Origin of the sequence: Candidatus Hoaglandella endobia (assembly GCF_900044015.1) — a bacterium.
Taxonomy (GTDB): Bacteria; Pseudomonadota; Gammaproteobacteria; order Enterobacterales; family Enterobacteriaceae; genus Hoaglandella; species Hoaglandella endobia.
In genome coordinates, this window is the sequence record NZ_LN999835.1 from 224,372 (window position 1) to 241,007 (window position 16,636).

Below are 16,636 nucleotides of genomic sequence, written 5' to 3' on the forward strand. Positions count from 1 at the left end.
CTGCGTTAAGGATAGCAACGAAAGTTGGATACAGCTGCCAGATCTAGTTAAATAACAGTGGTATATTCTTCGCTACACCTCGGTAACAATTATCTCAGCTTCCTGCCATTGATGGCAGTTATACTGCTTGCAGCAGCACATAAGGATCTCTACCGCTGTCGGGGTATTATGCTAGAATTACATTCTAGCGCAAAACAGGATGTGTTGAGCAACACTTGAATGCAAACTATAATACAAGGGGGGACACCTTAACGCTTTTTCCAGTGCTTTTATCTATTCGAGAATTTCATTAAACATAAAACTTAAATGTAGCATAAAAATCTTCATTAAAAAAAGATAGCATTAAATCTTTAATCTGGATTATTTAATTATTAACCTTTACATTATGAGTAAAACTTAATGCAAAAAAACATTAAAATAATGATGGAAGAAAACAACTGGTCCGGTATTACTCTAACTGAGTCTGCCGCGCAGCAAATTTGTCGCCTGGTAGCCAATGATTCTACCATGCTAGGAGTACGTCTTCGCGTTAAGCAATCCGGCTGCGCCGGGTTAAGCTATGTAATGGAAAAAGTTATGCGGCCTGACAAAGATGATCAACTCTACGAGCATGACGGCGCTAAACTGTATGTGCCGCTCAAGGCTATGCCGTTCATCGACGGTACTGAGCTGGATTACGTACAAAAAGGCCTGAATCATGTCTTCAAATTTAACAATCCCAAAGCTCAGCACGCCTGCGGGTGCGGCGAAAGTTTTGGCCTTTGAGCGATGATTTTATTATGGCACGAAGCAATGAGGCAATTGATACGATTCATCCATGGGCTAAAAGCGAGCAATTTTATAAAGAAGGCTTTTTTACTCAGCTGGTGACCGAAGAACTGGAGCACGGTATCAGCGAAGATGTTGTCCGCGACATCTCAGCAAAACGCGATGAACCAGAGTGGATGCTTGAATTTCGTTTGAATGCCTATCGCGCCTGGCTAAACATGGAAGAACCGCATTGGTTGAAAGCCGATTACAAGCCACTTAATTACAATGACTATAGCTATTATTCCGCACCATCTTGCGGCGTCTGCGACAACACCTACAGTGGTGAACAGCCTGGAATGCAACAGGCTAATGCAGAAGGGGTGAAAAACTACTTGACCAAAGAAGTCGAGCAGACGTTTAATCAGCTCGGCGTACCTGTACATGAAGGTAGCAAAGTGGCAGTAGACGCCATTTTTGATTCGGTTTCAGTGTCCACTACCTATAGTGCTAAGCTAGCACAGCAGGGCATTATCTTTTGTTCCTTCGGTGAAGCTATCCATAAATACCCAGAACTAGTACGCCAATATTTAGGTAGCGTGGTGCCGGCTAATGATAATTTTTTCGCTGCTCTCAATTTAGCAGTAGCCTCAGACGGTACCTTCGTCTACCTACCAAAGAACGTGCGCTGTCCGATGGAGCTGTCGACCTATTTCCGCATTAACGCTGCTAAAACCGGTCAATTCGAGCGCACCATTCTTATCGCCGATGAAGGCAGCTATGTAAGCTATATCGAAGGCTGCTCAGCACCGGTGCGCAACAGCTACCAGCTGCATGCCGCAGTAGTAGAAATTATCATCTTAAAAAACGCTGAAGTAAAATATTCCACGGTGCAAAACTGGTTTGCCGGCAGGGAGGCAGAAAGTGGTATCCTCAATTTCGTTACCAAGCGCGCCCTTTGTGCCGGTGCAAATTCAAAAATGTCCTGGACTCAATCTGAGACTGGTTCGGCTATCACCTGGAAATACCCGAGCGTTATTTTGCGCGGCGACAACTCTATAGGAGAATTTTTTTCGGTAGCATTAACCAATGGTCACCAGCAGGCGGATACTGGCACTAAAATGATCCACATCGGCAAAAATACTCGCTCCACCATCATATCCAAGGGAATTGCGGCTGGGAAGAGTGACAATTCCTACCGTGGACTGGTAAAAATTCTGCCTACCGCTATTAACGCTCGTAATTTTACCCAGTGTGAATCCATGCTCATCGGCAGTGAATGTGGTGCACACACCTTTCCGTGTATAGAAGCGCGGAACAACACTGCCCAATTAGAGCATGAAGCCATGACCTCGCGTATCAGCGAAGATCAAATATTTTACTGCCGTCAGCGTGGTATCAGTGAAGATGATACCATTTCTATGATTGTTAATGGATTTTGCAAGGACGTATTTTCCGAGCTACCGTTGGAATTCGCTGTAGAAGCCCAGAAATTACTAGCTATCAGTCTTGAATACAGTGTGGGCTGAGGTTAAACCGCGCTACCGAGTTTTGCCCGAATAACATTTAATAAGCCGGGTAAAGGAAACATAAAAAATGTTGTTAATTAAAAACTTAAGTGTCAGTGTAGAAAATAAATCTATTTTACATCAACTTAATCTTGAGATTAAACCTGGCGAGGTGCATGCGATTATGGGACCTAACGGTTCCGGGAAAAGCACCCTATCTGCAACTCTGGCCGGTAGTAAAAACTATGAGATCACTGCTGGTGAGGTGCTATTCAAAGGCGCTAATTTACTAGCGCTGGAGCCAGAGCAGCGCGCTGGCGAGGGAGTATTTATGGCGTTTCAATATCCAGTAGAAATACCTGGTGTCAGTAATCAATTTTTCTTGCAAACTGCTGTTAATGCTGTGCGCAAGTACCGCGATCTACCGCCATTGGACCGTTTCGATTTTGCCGATTTTATCGAAGCCAAGGTTAGACTGCTAAAAATGCCGGCAGACCTGCTTACTCGTTCAGTAAATGTTGGTTTTTCTGGCGGCGAGAAGAAGTGGAACGATATTTTACAAATGACGGTGCTAGAGCCAGACTTGTGTATTCTGGATGAAACAGACTCCGGCCTTGATATTGATGCACTTAAAATTGTCGCTTATGGCGTAAATACTTTGCGCGATGATAAACGAGCTTTTATTATCGTCACGCATTACCAGCGCATACTGGATTACATCAAGCCTGATCATGTCCATGTGCTTTATCAGGGCCGGATTGTTAAATCCGGCGATTTTTTTCTGGTTAAACAGCTGGAGGAACAAGGTTATGGCTGGCTCACAGAACAACATTATTAACGCCCGCGCGCTGAAACAGTGGCATCAGTTGTTTGTCGGGAAAATTGATGTGCGTTCCGTGCAGGCGTATTCGCATTGGCAAGATGTTGAACGACTTGGGCTACCAAACAATAAAAATGAGCATTGGAAATACACCCCACTGGAAGGTCTGTTGGCACACTGCTTCGCACCTGCCACCACGCGCACGGTGACAGCGGCTGAGCGAGATGCCTTAAGCTTGACGCTGGATGCCTACCGATTGGTTTTCGTCGATGGACGATTTGTGCCGGCGCTGAGCGATAGCAACACTGGTTTTTGGCAAATTCAAGTTGAAGAGGGCACTGCACGCCAGCCATTGCCAGCGCCAATCCAACCTGAGATATTTTTGCATTTGACGGAAAGTCTAAGTCAGCAAACTACCCGCATTCGCCTGCCAACTGGCAAAACGGCATCTAGGCTACTTTATTTACTGCATATCAGCCAGGGCCTAGACAAAGAAGATAAAGATACGCTGAGCACATTGCACTACCGCCACCATATTGATATAGATGTAGGAGCTACAGGGCAGGTTATAGAACATTTCGTCAGTTTATCTGCGCAAGCGCATTTTAGCGGCGCACGCACAAGTATTAATGTCGGCGATAATGCTTATTGTCATCATATTAAGCTAGCGGTAGAAAACCGTGCCAGCTACCATTTCGCGCATAATGACATTTGCGTCGGCCGCAATGCCGTGGTGCGTAGCAGTGCCTTTATCCTCGGCGCCGTCTTAACTAGGCACCAGACCAGCGCGCAGCTCAACGGTGAAGGATCTAAGTTGTCCATCAGTAGTCTGATGATGCCGTCTGGACAGGATATCAGCGATACTTGCAGTTACCTAGAACATAACAAAGGCCATTGTCTAAGCCGCCAATTGCACAAGATTATCGTTCGCGATCGCGGTAAAGGCATATTCCATGGTTTGATTAAAGTAGCTAAATATGCTTTGAAGACCGACGGTAAGATGATTAACAATAATTTATTGCTCAATAAGCTCGCTGAAGTAAATACCAAGCCGCAGCTGGAAATTTATGCTGATGATGTCAAATGCAGCCATGGAGCTACTGTTGGTCGAATAGATGATGAGCAAATATTCTATTTACGCTCGCGCGGCATTAACGGAGTGGATGCTCAGAGAATGATTATCTATGCCTTTGCTTCGGAAGTGACGGAAACTATTGACCACGACGCGGTACGCCAAATTGTGATAAAATGTATCGATCCATTCTTACAGATGGTAGTGGCATGACCTATCCTATTAGGCGAATTCGTTCCGAATTTCCTATTTTGGAGCAGCAAGTAAACAATCAGCCGCTTACCTATCTCGATAGCGCGGCGAGTGCACAAAAGCCCGAAGCCGTTATCGCGTGTGAAAGTGATTATTATCGCCAAGGATATGCCGCGGTGCATCGCGGCATACATACGCTGAGCAGCGAAGCTACTACCCGCATGGAAAATGTGCGCTCTCAAGCAGCGCGTTTTATTAATGCCTCTTCTGCCAACGAGATTATCTTTACTAAAGGATCCACTGAGGGCATCAACCTGGTAGCTAACAGCTGGGGACGGTGTTTTTTACGGCCCAACGATAATATTCTTATTACCGAGATGGAGCATCACTCCAATATTGTCCCCTGGCAAATGTTAGCCGAAGAAAAACAGCTGACTCTGCGTTATATTCCTCTACTACCGGACGGCACTTTAAACCTATCCAGGCTTACAGCGCTTATCAATGAACGTACCAGGCTATTTGCTGTGACTCAGTTATCTAACGTTTTGGGGACGTTGAATCCCCTGCAGTCGCTTATTTCTAGCGTACGTGCTACTAGTGACGCTGTTGTGCTTATTGACGGTGCTCAGGGCATCATGCATCAACAGGTAGATGTGCAGGCCTTAGATTGCGATTTTTATGTATTTTCTGGGCATAAACTTTATGGACCTTCGGGGATCGGCATACTTTACGGCAAAAAAAAATTGCTGGACACCATGCCTCCGTGGGAAGGGGGAGGTTCTATGATCAGTTCCGTCAGCCTGAGTGAGGGAACGACCTTTAACGATACACCCTGGCGTTTTGAAGCTGGTTCACCCAATACTGCCGGCATGATTGGATTGGGCGCCGCCATCGATTATATAGAGCAGGTGGGGCTTCTAAATATTCAGGCCTATGAGCAAGAGCTGATGCGCTACATGCTAGATGCGCTGCAGCAAGTGCCGGACTTAACTTTGTATGGTCCGCAAGACTGCACTGGCGTAATAGCTTTTAATTTGGGAAGACATCATGCTTATGATGTCGGTAGTTTTCTCGATCAATACGGCATTGCTATCCGTACAGGCCATCACTGTGCTATGCCGCTGATGGCCTATTTCAAAGTACCGAGTATGTGCCGTGCTTCTTTGGCAATGTACACTAACCATGAAGATATCAACCGGCTCGTGTGGGGCTTGCTTCGAGTACAGCGTTTACTGAGCTGATCGTCAACCAGAGAGCGAAAAATGATAGCCAATCTGCTGCCAGATAAAGATAAGCTACTGCGAAATTTCTTTCGTTGTAGCAATTGGGAAGAAAAATACCTTTATATTATAGAATTAGGTAGCTACTTACCGCCGCTACCGTTGGGTATGCGCACTACGGATAAGCTTATTGTGGGCTGTCAAAGTCAAGTTTGGATTGTAATGGTGATTGACACTCATGGCGCTGTACAGCTTTACGGCGACAGCGATGCCGCTATCGTAAAAGGTTTGATCGCAATGGTTTTTATCTTTTATCAGGGTCTCACGCCAGCGGAAATAGTTACCCAAAAAGTACGACCGTTTTTCAAAGCATTAGCGCTCGCTCAACATCTCACGCCTTCTCGTTCTCAGGGGCTGGAAGCTATAGTACGTGCTATTCGCGCACAGGCCACCAAGCTATTACGTCGTTACTAATCTTGTCAACTTTGACTTTCAGGGTCTGAACGTCGGAGCAAAGCTGATCGATTTTAGTGTAGTACGATTAATTATTATTAATACCATTATTATAATACTTTGTTCGTATTCGTTAAGCTGGTTCTCTATCTGTAACTTATAGCAGATGGACAGAGGCTGTATTCGTGGTGCCACTTGGTACCAAAGCGCCGGAAACCATGACGATGATATCGCCCTTCGCAGCTAAACCGCTTTCCAGGGCCAGGGCTTTACCGATGCGGTAAAAATCATCAGTTGAGGCAATCTCATTGACTAACTGGCATACGATCCCTTTACTCAGTAAAAGTTGTCGAGCGGTTAGCGGGTTAGTGGTCAGCGCTAGAATTTCTGCTTTAGGAAAATATTTACGCACCGATTTAGCTGATTTTCCGCCTTCAGTAGCTACCAATATTAACGGTGATTCCAATTTTTCCGCGGTCTCAACAGCGCCTCGGCACACAGCTTCAGTAATGCTTAATTTACAGCTATCGTCTAGATAGACGATACAGCTTGGCTGTATACGATCGGTACGCTCACAAATAGTAGACATAATAGTGACCGCTTCCAGCGGATATTTACCTTTTGCACTTTCACCTGACAGCATAACAGCATCGGTACCGTCTAGAATAGCGTTAGCTACGTCTCCAGCTTCAGCACGGGTCGGACGCGGGTTTTTTATCATCGAATCGAGCATCTGTGTGGCGGTAATGACTACCTTACGCGCACGGTTACATTTCTCAATCATCATTTTCTGAGCAAAAATAACTTCTTCCACGGGAATTTCTACCCCCAGATCACCACGCGCAACCATAATACCGTCTGATGCCTCGAGTATTTCATCAAAGTTATTTAGGCCTTCTTGGTTTTCAATTTTAGAAATAATTTGGATATTTTCACCACCGTATTGTTTCAAATGCGCGCGTATTTCTAATACATCAGAACGTTTACGGATAAACGAAGCAGCGATAAAATCTACGCCTTGCTCAATTCCAAAAATCAGATCGCGTTTATCTTTTTCTGCCAAGGCAGGCAAGTTAATGGGTACTCCTGGCAGGTTAACGCCCTTATTCTCACCTAATTCGCCGTTATTGAGCACCTTACAGACCACGGTATCTTGCGTAATGCTGGTTACGGTCATACCAAGCAAACCGTCATCGACTAGCACCGTATTACCCACAGATAAATCCTCAGTCAAGCCGGGATAAGTTACAGCTACGCATTTGCTATTGCCGATAACGCTTTGGTCGGTAGTAAAATTAAAAGTTTGCCCCGAGCGTAGTGAAACATCCGTGCTATCCTTCAGCTTCATAGTACGAATTTCTGGTCCTTTTGTATCTAATAAAATTGCGGCATGTTGACCAGTTTTATTGAGTACCGCACGCAGGTTTTTGATACGCTGTCCATGTTCTTCATAGTTGCCGTGAGAGAAGTTAAGACGCATGACGTTCATGCCCGCATTAAGCAAGCTTGATAGTACCTCTTCAGATTCAGTTTTTGGACCGATGGTACAAACTATTTTTGTCTTTTTCATAAGTTAATGTCTATCAGTTGTGATGGATGCTAAATCTGATGTATTTACTGTTTCTTCAGCAGCTTGCTGTATCTTCAGTATTTTTTTTTGCTATTAAATGTTGGTGCGTCCGAGTGGACTCGAACCACCGACCACCACCATGTCAAGGTGATACTCTAACCAGCTGAGCTACGGACGCACAAATAACTAATTAATGAATTGTAATAATAAAAAATCGCTTATATGTTTATTTAGATAAGCAGTCTGTATGCAGACTATCTTTCTTTTTCTTTGATATAAACAGACTAACATTGGACTTGCATATTCAGAGTAGTGCTTTTTTTAAGCGACGCAGTCTACGTCGGAGTAAAAACGCAGAACTATTCATGATCTGATTTACAGCGTAATAAATATTAACTGGCTACCTTAGCGCTTGCAAGGAAAAAGCTTGTTTTTATTTAAACAATAAGGTTAGATTTGAATATATTATACAATAATAACATGTTTTTACTGTAAATTCTAGATAGAATTTACTATCTAGTAAGTAGCCAGCAACATAAAAATATTAATATGAAAATGGTAACGGGTTAAACTCTATAATATAACCTTGATAAATGAATTATTTTAAGTTTAGCATTTAAAGAACTTTCAATAAATTAATATTAATAATGTAGTTAAAATAGCACAAAAAAAATTAAAAAAATTCTAAAGTTGTCATTTTTTATGACAGCATCTTTACAATAAGAAAAGCAACATATGTATGTTATATGTTCAGCATCTCCGTATTGAGGTATACCACATAATATGTTTACAGGTATTATTCAAGCAACCGTGCCTCTTGTCGCCATCGAAGAGAAAAGCAATTTTCGTACTCACTTTATTCCCTTATTGCCAGGATTAACTATTGGCGCTTCTGTGGCACATAACGGTTGCTGTCTAACTGTCACCCGGATTGAAAACGATATGGTCAGTTTCGATTTAATGGAAGAAACACTAAGGCTGACTAATCTTAGCGTGTTGAAGGTTGGTGATGAGATCAATCTAGAACGAGCAGTCAGTCTGCATACCGAAATTGGTGGCCATTTGATGTCCGGGCATATTTTTTGTACCGCTGAGTTAGCGAAAATAGTTTCGTCGGAGAATAACCGGCAGATTTGGTTTACCATGCCAGATAGAATGATGAAATATATTCTGTATAAAGGGTATATTGGTGTTGATGGTATCAGCCTAACGGTAGGTCAAGTAGTAAACAATAGTTTTGCAGTATATCTAATTCCAGAGACATTACAACGCACCACGCTAGGTACTAAACAACTTGGTGAGCATGTAAATATAGAACTAGATTCGCAAATACATGCTATTGTAGATACTGTAACGAGTTTCTGTCCGGCGCGTGAACAAAACACCCTCTAAGGGCTAATAAATGGTGCACAATGCTGACTATCTAATGCGCTGCTAGATCGACCATAATCTTTACTAATTATCTCTAGTTTAAGTTATTAGATAATAATTTATTAAATATAATTAATATTATCTATCGTAGTTAAATTATCGTACTAGTGTGTTTTTTGTGTTATGTCTGGGTGGGTGTAGTAGTTATTCGTTATGATTATGTCCACTATGAGTGCCAACATATCCTATGAAGCCGCGGGACTATTTTTTTCTGTAGACATGTCTGATTGGTAATCAGGGAAGTTTATACTACTCGATGCTTAGGTCGTTATTATACTTATACGCAGATAAATACAATACAAGCCGGGGCTTAAGGAAGCAAGATCAAGATAATGACTACAACTATAGAAAAAATCCAGCAGCAACTTGCCGAGAACCCGATCATTTTGTACATGAAAGGATCCCCAAAATTGCCAGAGTGTCGTTTTTCTGCACAGGCAGTACATGCTCTGTCAGATTGCGGTGAGCGTTTCGCCTATGTTGATATACTTACCAATCTGGATATCCGTGCCGAACTGCCTAAATTTGCTCATTGGCCTACTTTCCCGCAGTTGTGGGTGAATAGCGAGCTTATCGGCGGATGCGATATCATTATTGATATGTATCAGCGTGGTGAACTGCAGCCTCTTATCAAAGAAGCTGCAGTGAAATACAATTTACATAGAGGAAAAACACAGCAGTAAGTAAACTATTATTTATTGTCAGCGTTGGCAGATATATTCTGCCACGCTTGCTAAAAGCTATCCCAACTGGCTAATGGCAGTTTTACGGTGCGGTCTGCAATACGGGCCAACCGCCTAACCGTTTCCAGCGATTAACTAGCTCACAAAACAACGAAGCGGTCCGCTCTGTATCATAGAGCGCGGAATGGGCTGCTCCGCTATCAAATGCGATACCGGCAGCGAAGCAGGCTTTCGCCAATACTGTTTGGCCTAGCACAAGACCACTCAATGCTGCCGTATCAAAGGTCGCAAAGGGATGGAAAGGATTCTTTTTAAGCCCAGCGCGGCCGGCGGCAGCCATTAAAAAACCATGATCAAAAGCAGCATTATGCGCAACAATAATGGCGCGGTTGCATTCATGATCTTTAATACCTTTACGCACCATTTTAAAAATTTTATTTAAGGCCTTATATTCGCTTATCGCGCCCCGTAAGGGGTTACTTGGATCTATGCCGTTAAAGGCCAGCGCCTCAGGCTGCAGTCGAGCGTAGGGAAAAGGTTCTACATGAAAATGTAATTTATTATCTACCTGTAAGCAACCCTGCTCGTCCATGGCAAGCGTCACTGCTGCTATTTCTAAGAGAGCATCAGTATCGGCGTTAAACCCTGCGGTTTCTACATCAATAACAACCGGATAAAAACCGCGGAAACGGACGCGAAGAGTATTGCTATCATCTTTATTAGCCATGCTAGTTCTTATATTCATTTAACTTATCCACAATAATGGCAAATTATAACATGGCTTGTATGGTGAGTTATGTACATAAAAATGGAAAAAAAGAGAGATGGCGCGCGTTACACTTTAGGGTAGTAGAGGTTAACCACCAATATGGGTCAGCCCTTTCATGTAAGGCTGCAGCACAGCTGGTACTTCGATATTACCGTTGGCTAGCTGATAATTTTCTAGCACAGCCACAAGCGTGCGGCCTACAGCAAGACCAGAGCCATTAAGAGTATGTACCAGCCGTAGTTTTTTGTCCAACTTCCCGCGGTAACGGGACTGCATGCGGCGAGCCTGGAAATCGCCGATATTGGAGCAAGAAGAAATTTCCCGGTATTTATCCTGCGCCGGCAGCCAGACTTCCAGATCATAAGTCTTGCAGGAAGCGAAACCGATATCTCCAGTGCACAGCAGAACTTTACGGTACGGCAGATTAAGTAACTGCAGTACTTTTTCCGCGTGCCCTGTCATTTCTTCTAGCGTCTGCATAGACGTCTCGGGTTTTACTACTTGCACCATTTCCACTTTATCAAACTGGTGCATGCGAATAAGACCGCGCGTGTCGCGACCGTAGGAGCCTGCTTCAGAACGGAAGCACGGCGTATAGGCAATCATTTTCAACGGCAGAGCGTCTTCCTCAATGATTTCGTCGCGCATTAGATTAGTTAACGGCACTTCCGCTGTCGGGATCAGCGCATAATTATTAGCCTCAGCTTCTTCACTGAGAGTCTTGATATGAAATAAATCCTCGGAAAATTTAGGCAATTGCCCAGTCCCATACAGTGAGGTCTGGTTAACCAGATACGGCAGATAATGCTCCTGGTAGCCATGCTGTTCGGTATGTAAGTCCAGCATAAATTGCGTCAGTGCCCGATGCATGCGGGATATTTGGCCGCGCATCACGACAAAGCGTGTACCAGTTAGCTTCAGTGCGGCGGCAAAATCTAGTCCACCAATTATTTCGCCGAGCTCAACATGATCACGTATGGAAAAATCGTAGCAGCGAGGTTCTCCCCAGCGTGAAACTTCTACATTATCGTTCTCATCATGCCCTACGGGCACATCGTCAGCGGTGATGTTGGGTAGCGACAGTGTATAGTCGCTTATGGCGGTCTTTAGCTCGTCCAGTTTTGATTTTAGGGTGCTAAGGCGTGTGCTCAATTGGTTAATTTCTAAACGCAGCTGCTCGATATCTTCCCGGCGTAATTTTGCCGCTCCAATTTCTTTAGAGCGTGCATTACGTTCAGCTTGCAAATTTTCTGTTTCCACTTGTAGCATTTTGCGGCTCTCTTCCTGTTGGCTTAATGTTGCCACATCTAGTAGAAATTTTCTACGAGCCAATTTTCTGGCAACTGCTTCGAGATTGTTACGCAGCATATGGGGATCGAGCATGCTAGTCCTGTGTTTATATATGTATAATTCTTTATTATAAATTTTATCTAATTGTGCGGATAACGCAATTAAACTTACAGTAATAGCCTAATTATCGATAGCTTTTTAAGCTACTTAATAGATCTACTCTAATACAACTAGACTATTGTTTCACTGGGCGCAAACAATGAAAGACAGATTATCAATAATTACCTCATTGACGCTGGTCATCAAGCGTCACGCCTTCTGGCAAGATAAAGTTAAATTTTTCGTTCTCCACTGAGCTATTACTTTGGCTTTTGAGTTGATAAGCACTACACTGACCATTTTGCTCCACGGCAGTAAAACTCTCAATAGTGCCGTTTGCAGTTATTGTAATAGTCAATTGCCTCAGATTACTGTGATTTGCTTCAGATAATTTGGATAATAGAGAAAAATTATCTCCTTGCTGTGTTACTTTATACTGGCTCCAGTCAGTAGTGCCATTATTGATGATTAGCATTAAAGGCGTATTGCAAGTAGCGTTTTTTAACCAGTTGGCAGTAACTTGTTCGACAAAGGGATTATAGAACCAAAGGGTTTTGCCATCTGATATCAACACGTTTTCATCAGGTGACATTAGATGCCAATTAAACAAATTGGGCCGTTTTACCCATAGTTCACCTTCAGCCTCCTGTATCGACACGCCCTCGACCTCGTTGACCTGTTGGGTAAAGCTGGCATGAAAGCTATTGACCTTATTTAGTCGGCTTTGCAATACATCAGCAGCATCAGCTGCAAAAGCAGGAGATGCCAGCAAGACGGTAACTAAATGAGCAGTAATCAAAAATTCTTTCATATGAGTATTCCTTATGAACTATATCGAAAGACGAGCGAGAAGCCAGAATAGGATATTTTACTCAGATAGGAGGCTATTAATACTAGTTAGCCGCCCGTCAAATTCTTATTGTCATGACGGCTGCTTTGAAATACAAAAATTATACAGCTAAAAAATAAGGCGCCTATTTTCTCGGCAATTGTTATCCATGAACAACCTGTGAACAGCGTCAACCCAGCGGACCAAACGCCTAGCAACAACAAGGTGGCACCAACACGATTGAACCAAGGCAGAATATGCTCAACAAAATACCGATCATTCCACCGGAAGCAAAATAGTACAGATTGTCAAAGTTGAATGCAGCTAGGCCGCATGAAGTGAGCAGCGTTCAACTACCTATAAGCCGTAATGATAGGTCAAAATAATCTACGCAATTACTCCTGGCTAGCTGAGTAAAGGCTAGCCAGCAAAGAAAAAGTATAAGTGGCGGAAGCGCATAGGCCAGCAATCCGAAAGTTATGAGCAGTATGTCAGCAAGTCACGCTCCTAACCAACCTCCTAAATTATTGATAGGAGCATGCCAAGTGGTCTGTGACCAGCTAGGATCAAATCAAAAGGGCTGAAACTGATCAGCGTAACTATTAAAAAAAACGCCAAAATAACCACCACTACCAGCACCTACTTTAGGAACAAGCTGCTGATGAGTTTGTTAACTGTAATATTAGCTTTATATTCTTGGTTCAAAAAAAATTATAAGTTATTATGATTTTTCTTTAACCAACGTACAAATATTAATGAAATATAGGCACCTACTTAAGCTCTAAAATTTATTAGCATTAAAAGAACTAAAATAGTTAACTAATTTTATATGCTTTATATATAATTTATGTTTTTTTATAAGCTAGTAATTTACTTATAAAGGAAAATATGTCTACTGTAAAAAACAGTAAGTTACTTATATTAGGTTCAGGGCCGGCTGGTTATACTGCCGCGGTATATGCCGCGCGTGCCAACCTGAATCCGGTTTTGCTCACTGGTGTGGAGCAAGGCGGCCAGCTTTCCACCACTACTGAGGTGGAAAACTGGCCTGGAGATCCAGATGGTCTGACTGGCCCATTATTAATGGAACGTATGTACTTGCATGCTGTCAAGTTCAACACGGAAATTGTATATGACCATATTACCAGCGTCAATCTGCACAATCGACCATTCCGTTTGACCGGAGACAGTGGCGAATATACCTGCGATGCTCTTATCATTGCAACCGGCGCTTCCGCGCGCTATCTCGGCCTGCCTTCAGAAGAAGCCTATAAAGGGAAAGGTGTCTCCGCCTGTGCCACCTGCGATGGTTTTTTTTACCGCAACCAGAAAGTTGCGGTAGTCGGCGGCGGCAATACCGCCGTGGAAGAAGCGCTGTACCTAGCCAATATTGCCGCAGAAGTTCATTTAATTCATCGGCGAGACACGTTCCGTTCAGAAAAAATTCTGATCGATCGACTGATGAATAAAGTTAATAACAGCAATATCATTTTACATACCAACTGTACCTTACAGGAAGTTTTAGGCGATAAAATTAGCGTTAACGGCGTGCGCCTGCAGAACATTATCGGCTCTACTTACGAACTAGCAGTCACAGGCGTGTTTATTGCTATCGGCCATAGCCCTAATACTGCTATTTTCGGCGATCAGCTGGCGTTACAACACGGTTATATCCGTGTGAAGTCCGGGATAAACGGTAACGCGACCGCTACCTCTATTTCCGGTGTGTTCGCAGCTGGCGACGTGATGGATAATAATTACCGCCAGGCTATCACTTCAGCTGGCACCGGCTGTATGGCTGCGCTGGATGCTGAACGCTATCTCGACTGGATGCTGGCGCAGGCCGGTCATCTATAAATCTTCGAACCAATGTTTGCTGCCGGCTGGTTATTGTAATAGGATAATAGTAGGGCCGCGCGGGATTTGTTTGCTTCTTACCTACCTAGGAAGCACAAGAAACTAAATAAACTCTCTCATCAATGAGATTGCGTACAAATACTGAACGCAACCGGATCTATCCGAGCAAGGTATTCATCCCCGCTGTGCTGCAGCTTTCTACTTTTAAGACTCTTAAAGAGTCTACCTATAAACTCTGCACACGTAACATCGTGCCGCCCCTGCCTTGAAGCTCACTGCTCTATCAAAATAATTATTAATGACTAGCTGTCTCAATGAAAAATGAAAATTCAATGTCTAAGAATAGACAACAAGTTTTAGTACGCTGGCTAAAATTACAAAGTAAGTGTGTACAACGCTGGCTTATCTTTGCAATCCTATTGGGATTAGGCAGCGCCTTGATTATCGTTGCACAGGCCTGGATATTAGCCTGGTTACTGCAGGCGCTCATCGTGGATCATACGCCTAGTACCCGCCTGACTGGCGAATTTAGTGCACTAGCGGTGTCGTTTTTGCTGCGGGCACTGGTCAATTACGCCCGGGAACAGGTAGGTTTTATTACTGGCAGTATACTACGCCGCCAGATCCGCGCTCAAGTACTGAATCGCTTGGAGTTTCTTGGGCCAGCCTGGATAAGTAGCAAAACAGCCGGCAGTTGGAGTAGTATGCTGATTGAGCAAGTAGAGGATCTACACGTATTCTACGCGCGTTATTTGCCGCAAATATATCTAGCAGTATTGGTACCACTGATGATCCTCGTTGTCGTGTTTTTAATTAACTGGGCCGCTGGCCTTATTCTATTTTTGACAGCACCATTAATTCCATTGTTTATGGCGCTGGTCGGTATGGGCGCCGCAGAAGCCAATAGGCGCAACTTTCTAGCTTTAGCGCGGCTGTCCGGTTATTTTCTCGACCGCCTCCGCGGGCTGGAAACCTTAAGGCTCTTCTTTCGCGCCGACATAGAAAAAGAAAATATCCGTAATTCTACCGAAGAATTTAGGTTTCGCACAATGGAGGTTTTACGGCTGGCTTTTTTATCCTCCAGCGTGCTGGAGTTCTTCGCCTCGATCTCTATTGCCGTTGCGGCGGTATATTTTGGCTTCTCCTATCTAGATGACTTGCATTTTGGCAGCTACAGCATGGGCGTCACGCTCTTTGCCGGCTTTATGGTCCTGATTTTAGCACCAGAATTTTTTCAGCCACTGCGTGATCTAGGCACTTTTTATCACGCTAAAGCCCAGGCGGTAGGCGCGGCAGAATCCTTGATCGAATTTTTAGAACATGAAGCTAACTGCTTGGCTGCCAGGAACGAAACTACTATCGCCGGGCCGGTGAAACTACAGGCCAGTGATTTATGTGTATTAACGCCGGACGGCATTACGCTTGCTGGACCATTGAACTTTTCGGTCGACGCAGGCCAGCGAGTTGCTATCGTCGGCACTAGTGGTGCGGGTAAAAGTTCTCTGCTAAGCGTGCTACTTGGATTTCTGCCATACCGTGGCTCGCTGAAAATTAACGGCAATGAGCTGCGCGCGCTGTCGCCAACTCTTTGGCGTGAGCGATTAAGCTGGGTTAGCCAGAATCCAGTGCTGTCGGCGACAACCGTGCGTGATAATATTTTGCTTGGTGCCCCAGATGCTGATCAATCTCGGCTAATGCAAGCGGTTACTGATGCATATGTAGCAGAATTTGTTGATGTTTTGCCAGAGGGGCTAGATAGCCTAGTCGGCGAAGACGCCAGCAACCTGTCGGTGGGTCAGGCACAGCGGATTGTGTTGGCACGCGCGTTGATTCGCGCCCCCTGCCTACTATTACTCGACGAGCCAACTGCCAGTCTGGATGCTCTTAGCGAGCGGCTGATGAGGCAGGCGCTGGATAGTGCTTCACGCCGCCAGACCACACTGCTGGTGACACATCAGCTGCAGGCAATCACGGATTTTGATATTGTATGGGTCATGCGCGACGGTAAACTGATGCAGCAGGGCGGTTACACTGAGCTAGTAACACGCGATGGTCCGCTGAATGAACTAATTGATTCTAGAACAAAGGAGCTCTAA

General features: G+C 44.1%; 15 protein-coding genes, 1 tRNA gene and 1 pseudogene. 11 read left to right on the plus strand and 6 right to left on the minus strand.

Going from position 1 to position 16,636, the window contains the following annotated elements; translation table 11 throughout:
- The first annotated feature begins 57 nt into the window (after window positions 1-57).
- From A4A70_RS02920 to sufE, 7 genes are all read left to right on the plus strand, one after another.
- Entirely contained in the window at window positions 58-219 is a 162-nt protein-coding gene (locus A4A70_RS02920; protein WP_158648190.1) for a hypothetical protein, read from the plus strand.
- 180 nt (window positions 220-399) lie between these two features.
- Entirely contained in the window at window positions 400-765 is a 366-nt protein-coding gene (gene sufA / locus A4A70_RS01120; RefSeq protein ID WP_067567708.1) for a Fe-S cluster assembly scaffold SufA, read from the plus strand.
- 14 nt (window positions 766-779) lie between these two features.
- Window positions 780-2,276 carry a Fe-S cluster assembly protein SufB gene (gene sufB / locus A4A70_RS01125; protein ID WP_067568267.1) on the plus strand — a complete coding sequence of 499 codons (1,497 nt, stop codon included), beginning with the start codon at window positions 780-782 and terminating at the stop codon, window positions 2,274-2,276.
- 67 nt (window positions 2,277-2,343) lie between these two features.
- Entirely contained in the window at window positions 2,344-3,093 is a 750-nt protein-coding gene (gene sufC / locus A4A70_RS01130; RefSeq protein ID WP_067567710.1) for a Fe-S cluster assembly ATPase SufC, read from the plus strand.
- The gene (gene sufD / locus A4A70_RS01135; protein ID WP_067567712.1) at window positions 3,065-4,360 is read left to right on the plus strand and encodes a Fe-S cluster assembly protein SufD; all 1,296 of its coding nucleotides are present in this window, start codon (window positions 3,065-3,067) and stop codon (window positions 4,358-4,360) included. Before sufC ends, sufD begins: the two co-directional genes overlap by 29 nt.
- Window positions 4,357-5,580, plus strand: a complete 1,224-nt coding sequence (gene sufS, locus A4A70_RS01140) for a cysteine desulfurase SufS (protein ID WP_067567714.1) — start codon at window positions 4,357-4,359, stop codon at window positions 5,578-5,580. Before sufD ends, sufS begins: the two co-directional genes overlap by 4 nt.
- A gap of 21 nt (window positions 5,581-5,601) precedes the next feature.
- Window positions 5,602-6,033: a cysteine desulfuration protein SufE gene (gene sufE, locus A4A70_RS01145; RefSeq protein ID WP_408605395.1), complete on the plus strand. Its 432-nt coding sequence runs from the start codon at window positions 5,602-5,604 to the stop codon at window positions 6,031-6,033.
- Between the two features lie 136 nt (window positions 6,034-6,169).
- Here sufE and pykF read toward each other — a convergent pair whose 3' ends face one another.
- Window positions 6,170-7,582, minus strand: coding sequence for a pyruvate kinase PykF (pykF, locus tag A4A70_RS01150; protein WP_067567716.1), 1,413 nt, complete (start codon window positions 7,580-7,582; stop codon window positions 6,170-6,172).
- Window positions 7,583-7,683: 101 nt separating this feature from the next.
- Window positions 7,684-7,760, minus strand: a tRNA-Val gene (locus A4A70_RS01155).
- A 605-nt stretch (window positions 7,761-8,365) separates the two neighbouring features.
- Here A4A70_RS01155 and A4A70_RS01160 point away from each other — a divergent pair.
- Both A4A70_RS01160 and A4A70_RS01165 read left to right on the plus strand, forming a co-directional pair.
- Window positions 8,366-8,974, plus strand: coding sequence for a riboflavin synthase (locus A4A70_RS01160; protein ID WP_067567718.1), 609 nt, complete (start codon window positions 8,366-8,368; stop codon window positions 8,972-8,974).
- A gap of 371 nt (window positions 8,975-9,345) precedes the next feature.
- Window positions 9,346-9,696, plus strand: coding sequence for a Grx4 family monothiol glutaredoxin (locus A4A70_RS01165; RefSeq protein ID WP_067567719.1), 351 nt, complete (start codon window positions 9,346-9,348; stop codon window positions 9,694-9,696).
- Window positions 9,697-9,778: 82 nt separating this feature from the next.
- Here the strand turns inward: A4A70_RS01165 and rnt are convergent, their stop codons facing one another.
- From rnt to A4A70_RS02860, 4 genes and pseudogenes are all read right to left on the minus strand, one after another.
- Window positions 9,779-10,423: a ribonuclease T gene (gene rnt, locus A4A70_RS01170; protein WP_067567721.1), complete on the minus strand. Its 645-nt coding sequence runs from the start codon at window positions 10,421-10,423 to the stop codon at window positions 9,779-9,781.
- Window positions 10,424-10,552: 129 nt separating this feature from the next.
- A complete protein-coding gene (serS, locus tag A4A70_RS01175; RefSeq protein WP_067567723.1) occupies window positions 10,553-11,848 on the minus strand; it encodes a serine--tRNA ligase in 1,296 nt (431 codons plus the stop codon).
- Window positions 11,849-12,041: 193 nt separating this feature from the next.
- Window positions 12,042-12,665 (minus strand): outer membrane lipoprotein chaperone LolA, encoded by a 624-nt coding sequence (lolA, locus tag A4A70_RS01180; RefSeq protein ID WP_067567725.1) that lies wholly within the window; start codon window positions 12,663-12,665, stop codon window positions 12,042-12,044.
- A gap of 104 nt (window positions 12,666-12,769) precedes the next feature.
- A pseudogene (locus A4A70_RS02860) lies at window positions 12,770-13,322 on the minus strand (DNA translocase FtsK 4TM domain-containing protein); the annotation flags it as partial.
- A 249-nt stretch (window positions 13,323-13,571) separates the two neighbouring features.
- On the opposite strand from A4A70_RS02860, the gene trxB reads away from it, so the two are divergent.
- Together trxB and cydD are read left to right on the plus strand one after the other, a co-directional pair.
- Window positions 13,572-14,540: a thioredoxin-disulfide reductase gene (gene trxB, locus A4A70_RS01185; protein WP_067567728.1), complete on the plus strand. Its 969-nt coding sequence runs from the start codon at window positions 13,572-13,574 to the stop codon at window positions 14,538-14,540.
- Between the two features lie 332 nt (window positions 14,541-14,872).
- Window positions 14,873-16,636 carry a heme ABC transporter permease/ATP-binding protein CydD gene (gene cydD, locus A4A70_RS01190; protein WP_067568271.1) on the plus strand — a complete coding sequence of 588 codons (1,764 nt, stop codon included), beginning with the start codon at window positions 14,873-14,875 and terminating at the stop codon, window positions 16,634-16,636.

Bases quoted from the DNA above. Each gene is read 5' to 3' on its own strand.
- sufA (WP_067567708.1), top strand. From the start codon at position 400: ATGCAAAAAAACATTAAAATAATGATGGAAGAAAACAACTGGTCCGGT.
- sufB (WP_067568267.1), top strand. From the start codon at position 780: ATGGCACGAAGCAATGAGGCAATTGATACGATTCATCCATGGGCTAAA.
- sufC (WP_067567710.1), top strand. From the start codon at position 2,344: ATGTTGTTAATTAAAAACTTAAGTGTCAGTGTAGAAAATAAATCTATT.
- sufD (WP_067567712.1), top strand. From the start codon at position 3,065: ATGGCTGGCTCACAGAACAACATTATTAACGCCCGCGCGCTGAAACAG.
- sufS (WP_067567714.1), top strand. From the start codon at position 4,357: ATGACCTATCCTATTAGGCGAATTCGTTCCGAATTTCCTATTTTGGAG.
- sufE (WP_408605395.1), top strand. From the start codon at position 5,602: ATGATAGCCAATCTGCTGCCAGATAAAGATAAGCTACTGCGAAATTTC.
- pykF (WP_067567716.1), bottom strand. From the start codon at position 7,582: ATGAAAAAGACAAAAATAGTTTGTACCATCGGTCCAAAAACTGAATCT.
- A4A70_RS01160 (WP_067567718.1), top strand. From the start codon at position 8,366: ATGTTTACAGGTATTATTCAAGCAACCGTGCCTCTTGTCGCCATCGAA.
- A4A70_RS01165 (WP_067567719.1), top strand. From the start codon at position 9,346: ATGACTACAACTATAGAAAAAATCCAGCAGCAACTTGCCGAGAACCCG.
- rnt (WP_067567721.1), bottom strand. From the start codon at position 10,423: ATGGCTAATAAAGATGATAGCAATACTCTTCGCGTCCGTTTCCGCGGT.
- serS (WP_067567723.1), bottom strand. From the start codon at position 11,848: ATGCTCGATCCCCATATGCTGCGTAACAATCTCGAAGCAGTTGCCAGA.
- lolA (WP_067567725.1), bottom strand. From the start codon at position 12,665: ATGAAAGAATTTTTGATTACTGCTCATTTAGTTACCGTCTTGCTGGCA.
- trxB (WP_067567728.1), top strand. From the start codon at position 13,572: ATGTCTACTGTAAAAAACAGTAAGTTACTTATATTAGGTTCAGGGCCG.
- cydD (WP_067568271.1), top strand. From the start codon at position 14,873: ATGTCTAAGAATAGACAACAAGTTTTAGTACGCTGGCTAAAATTACAA.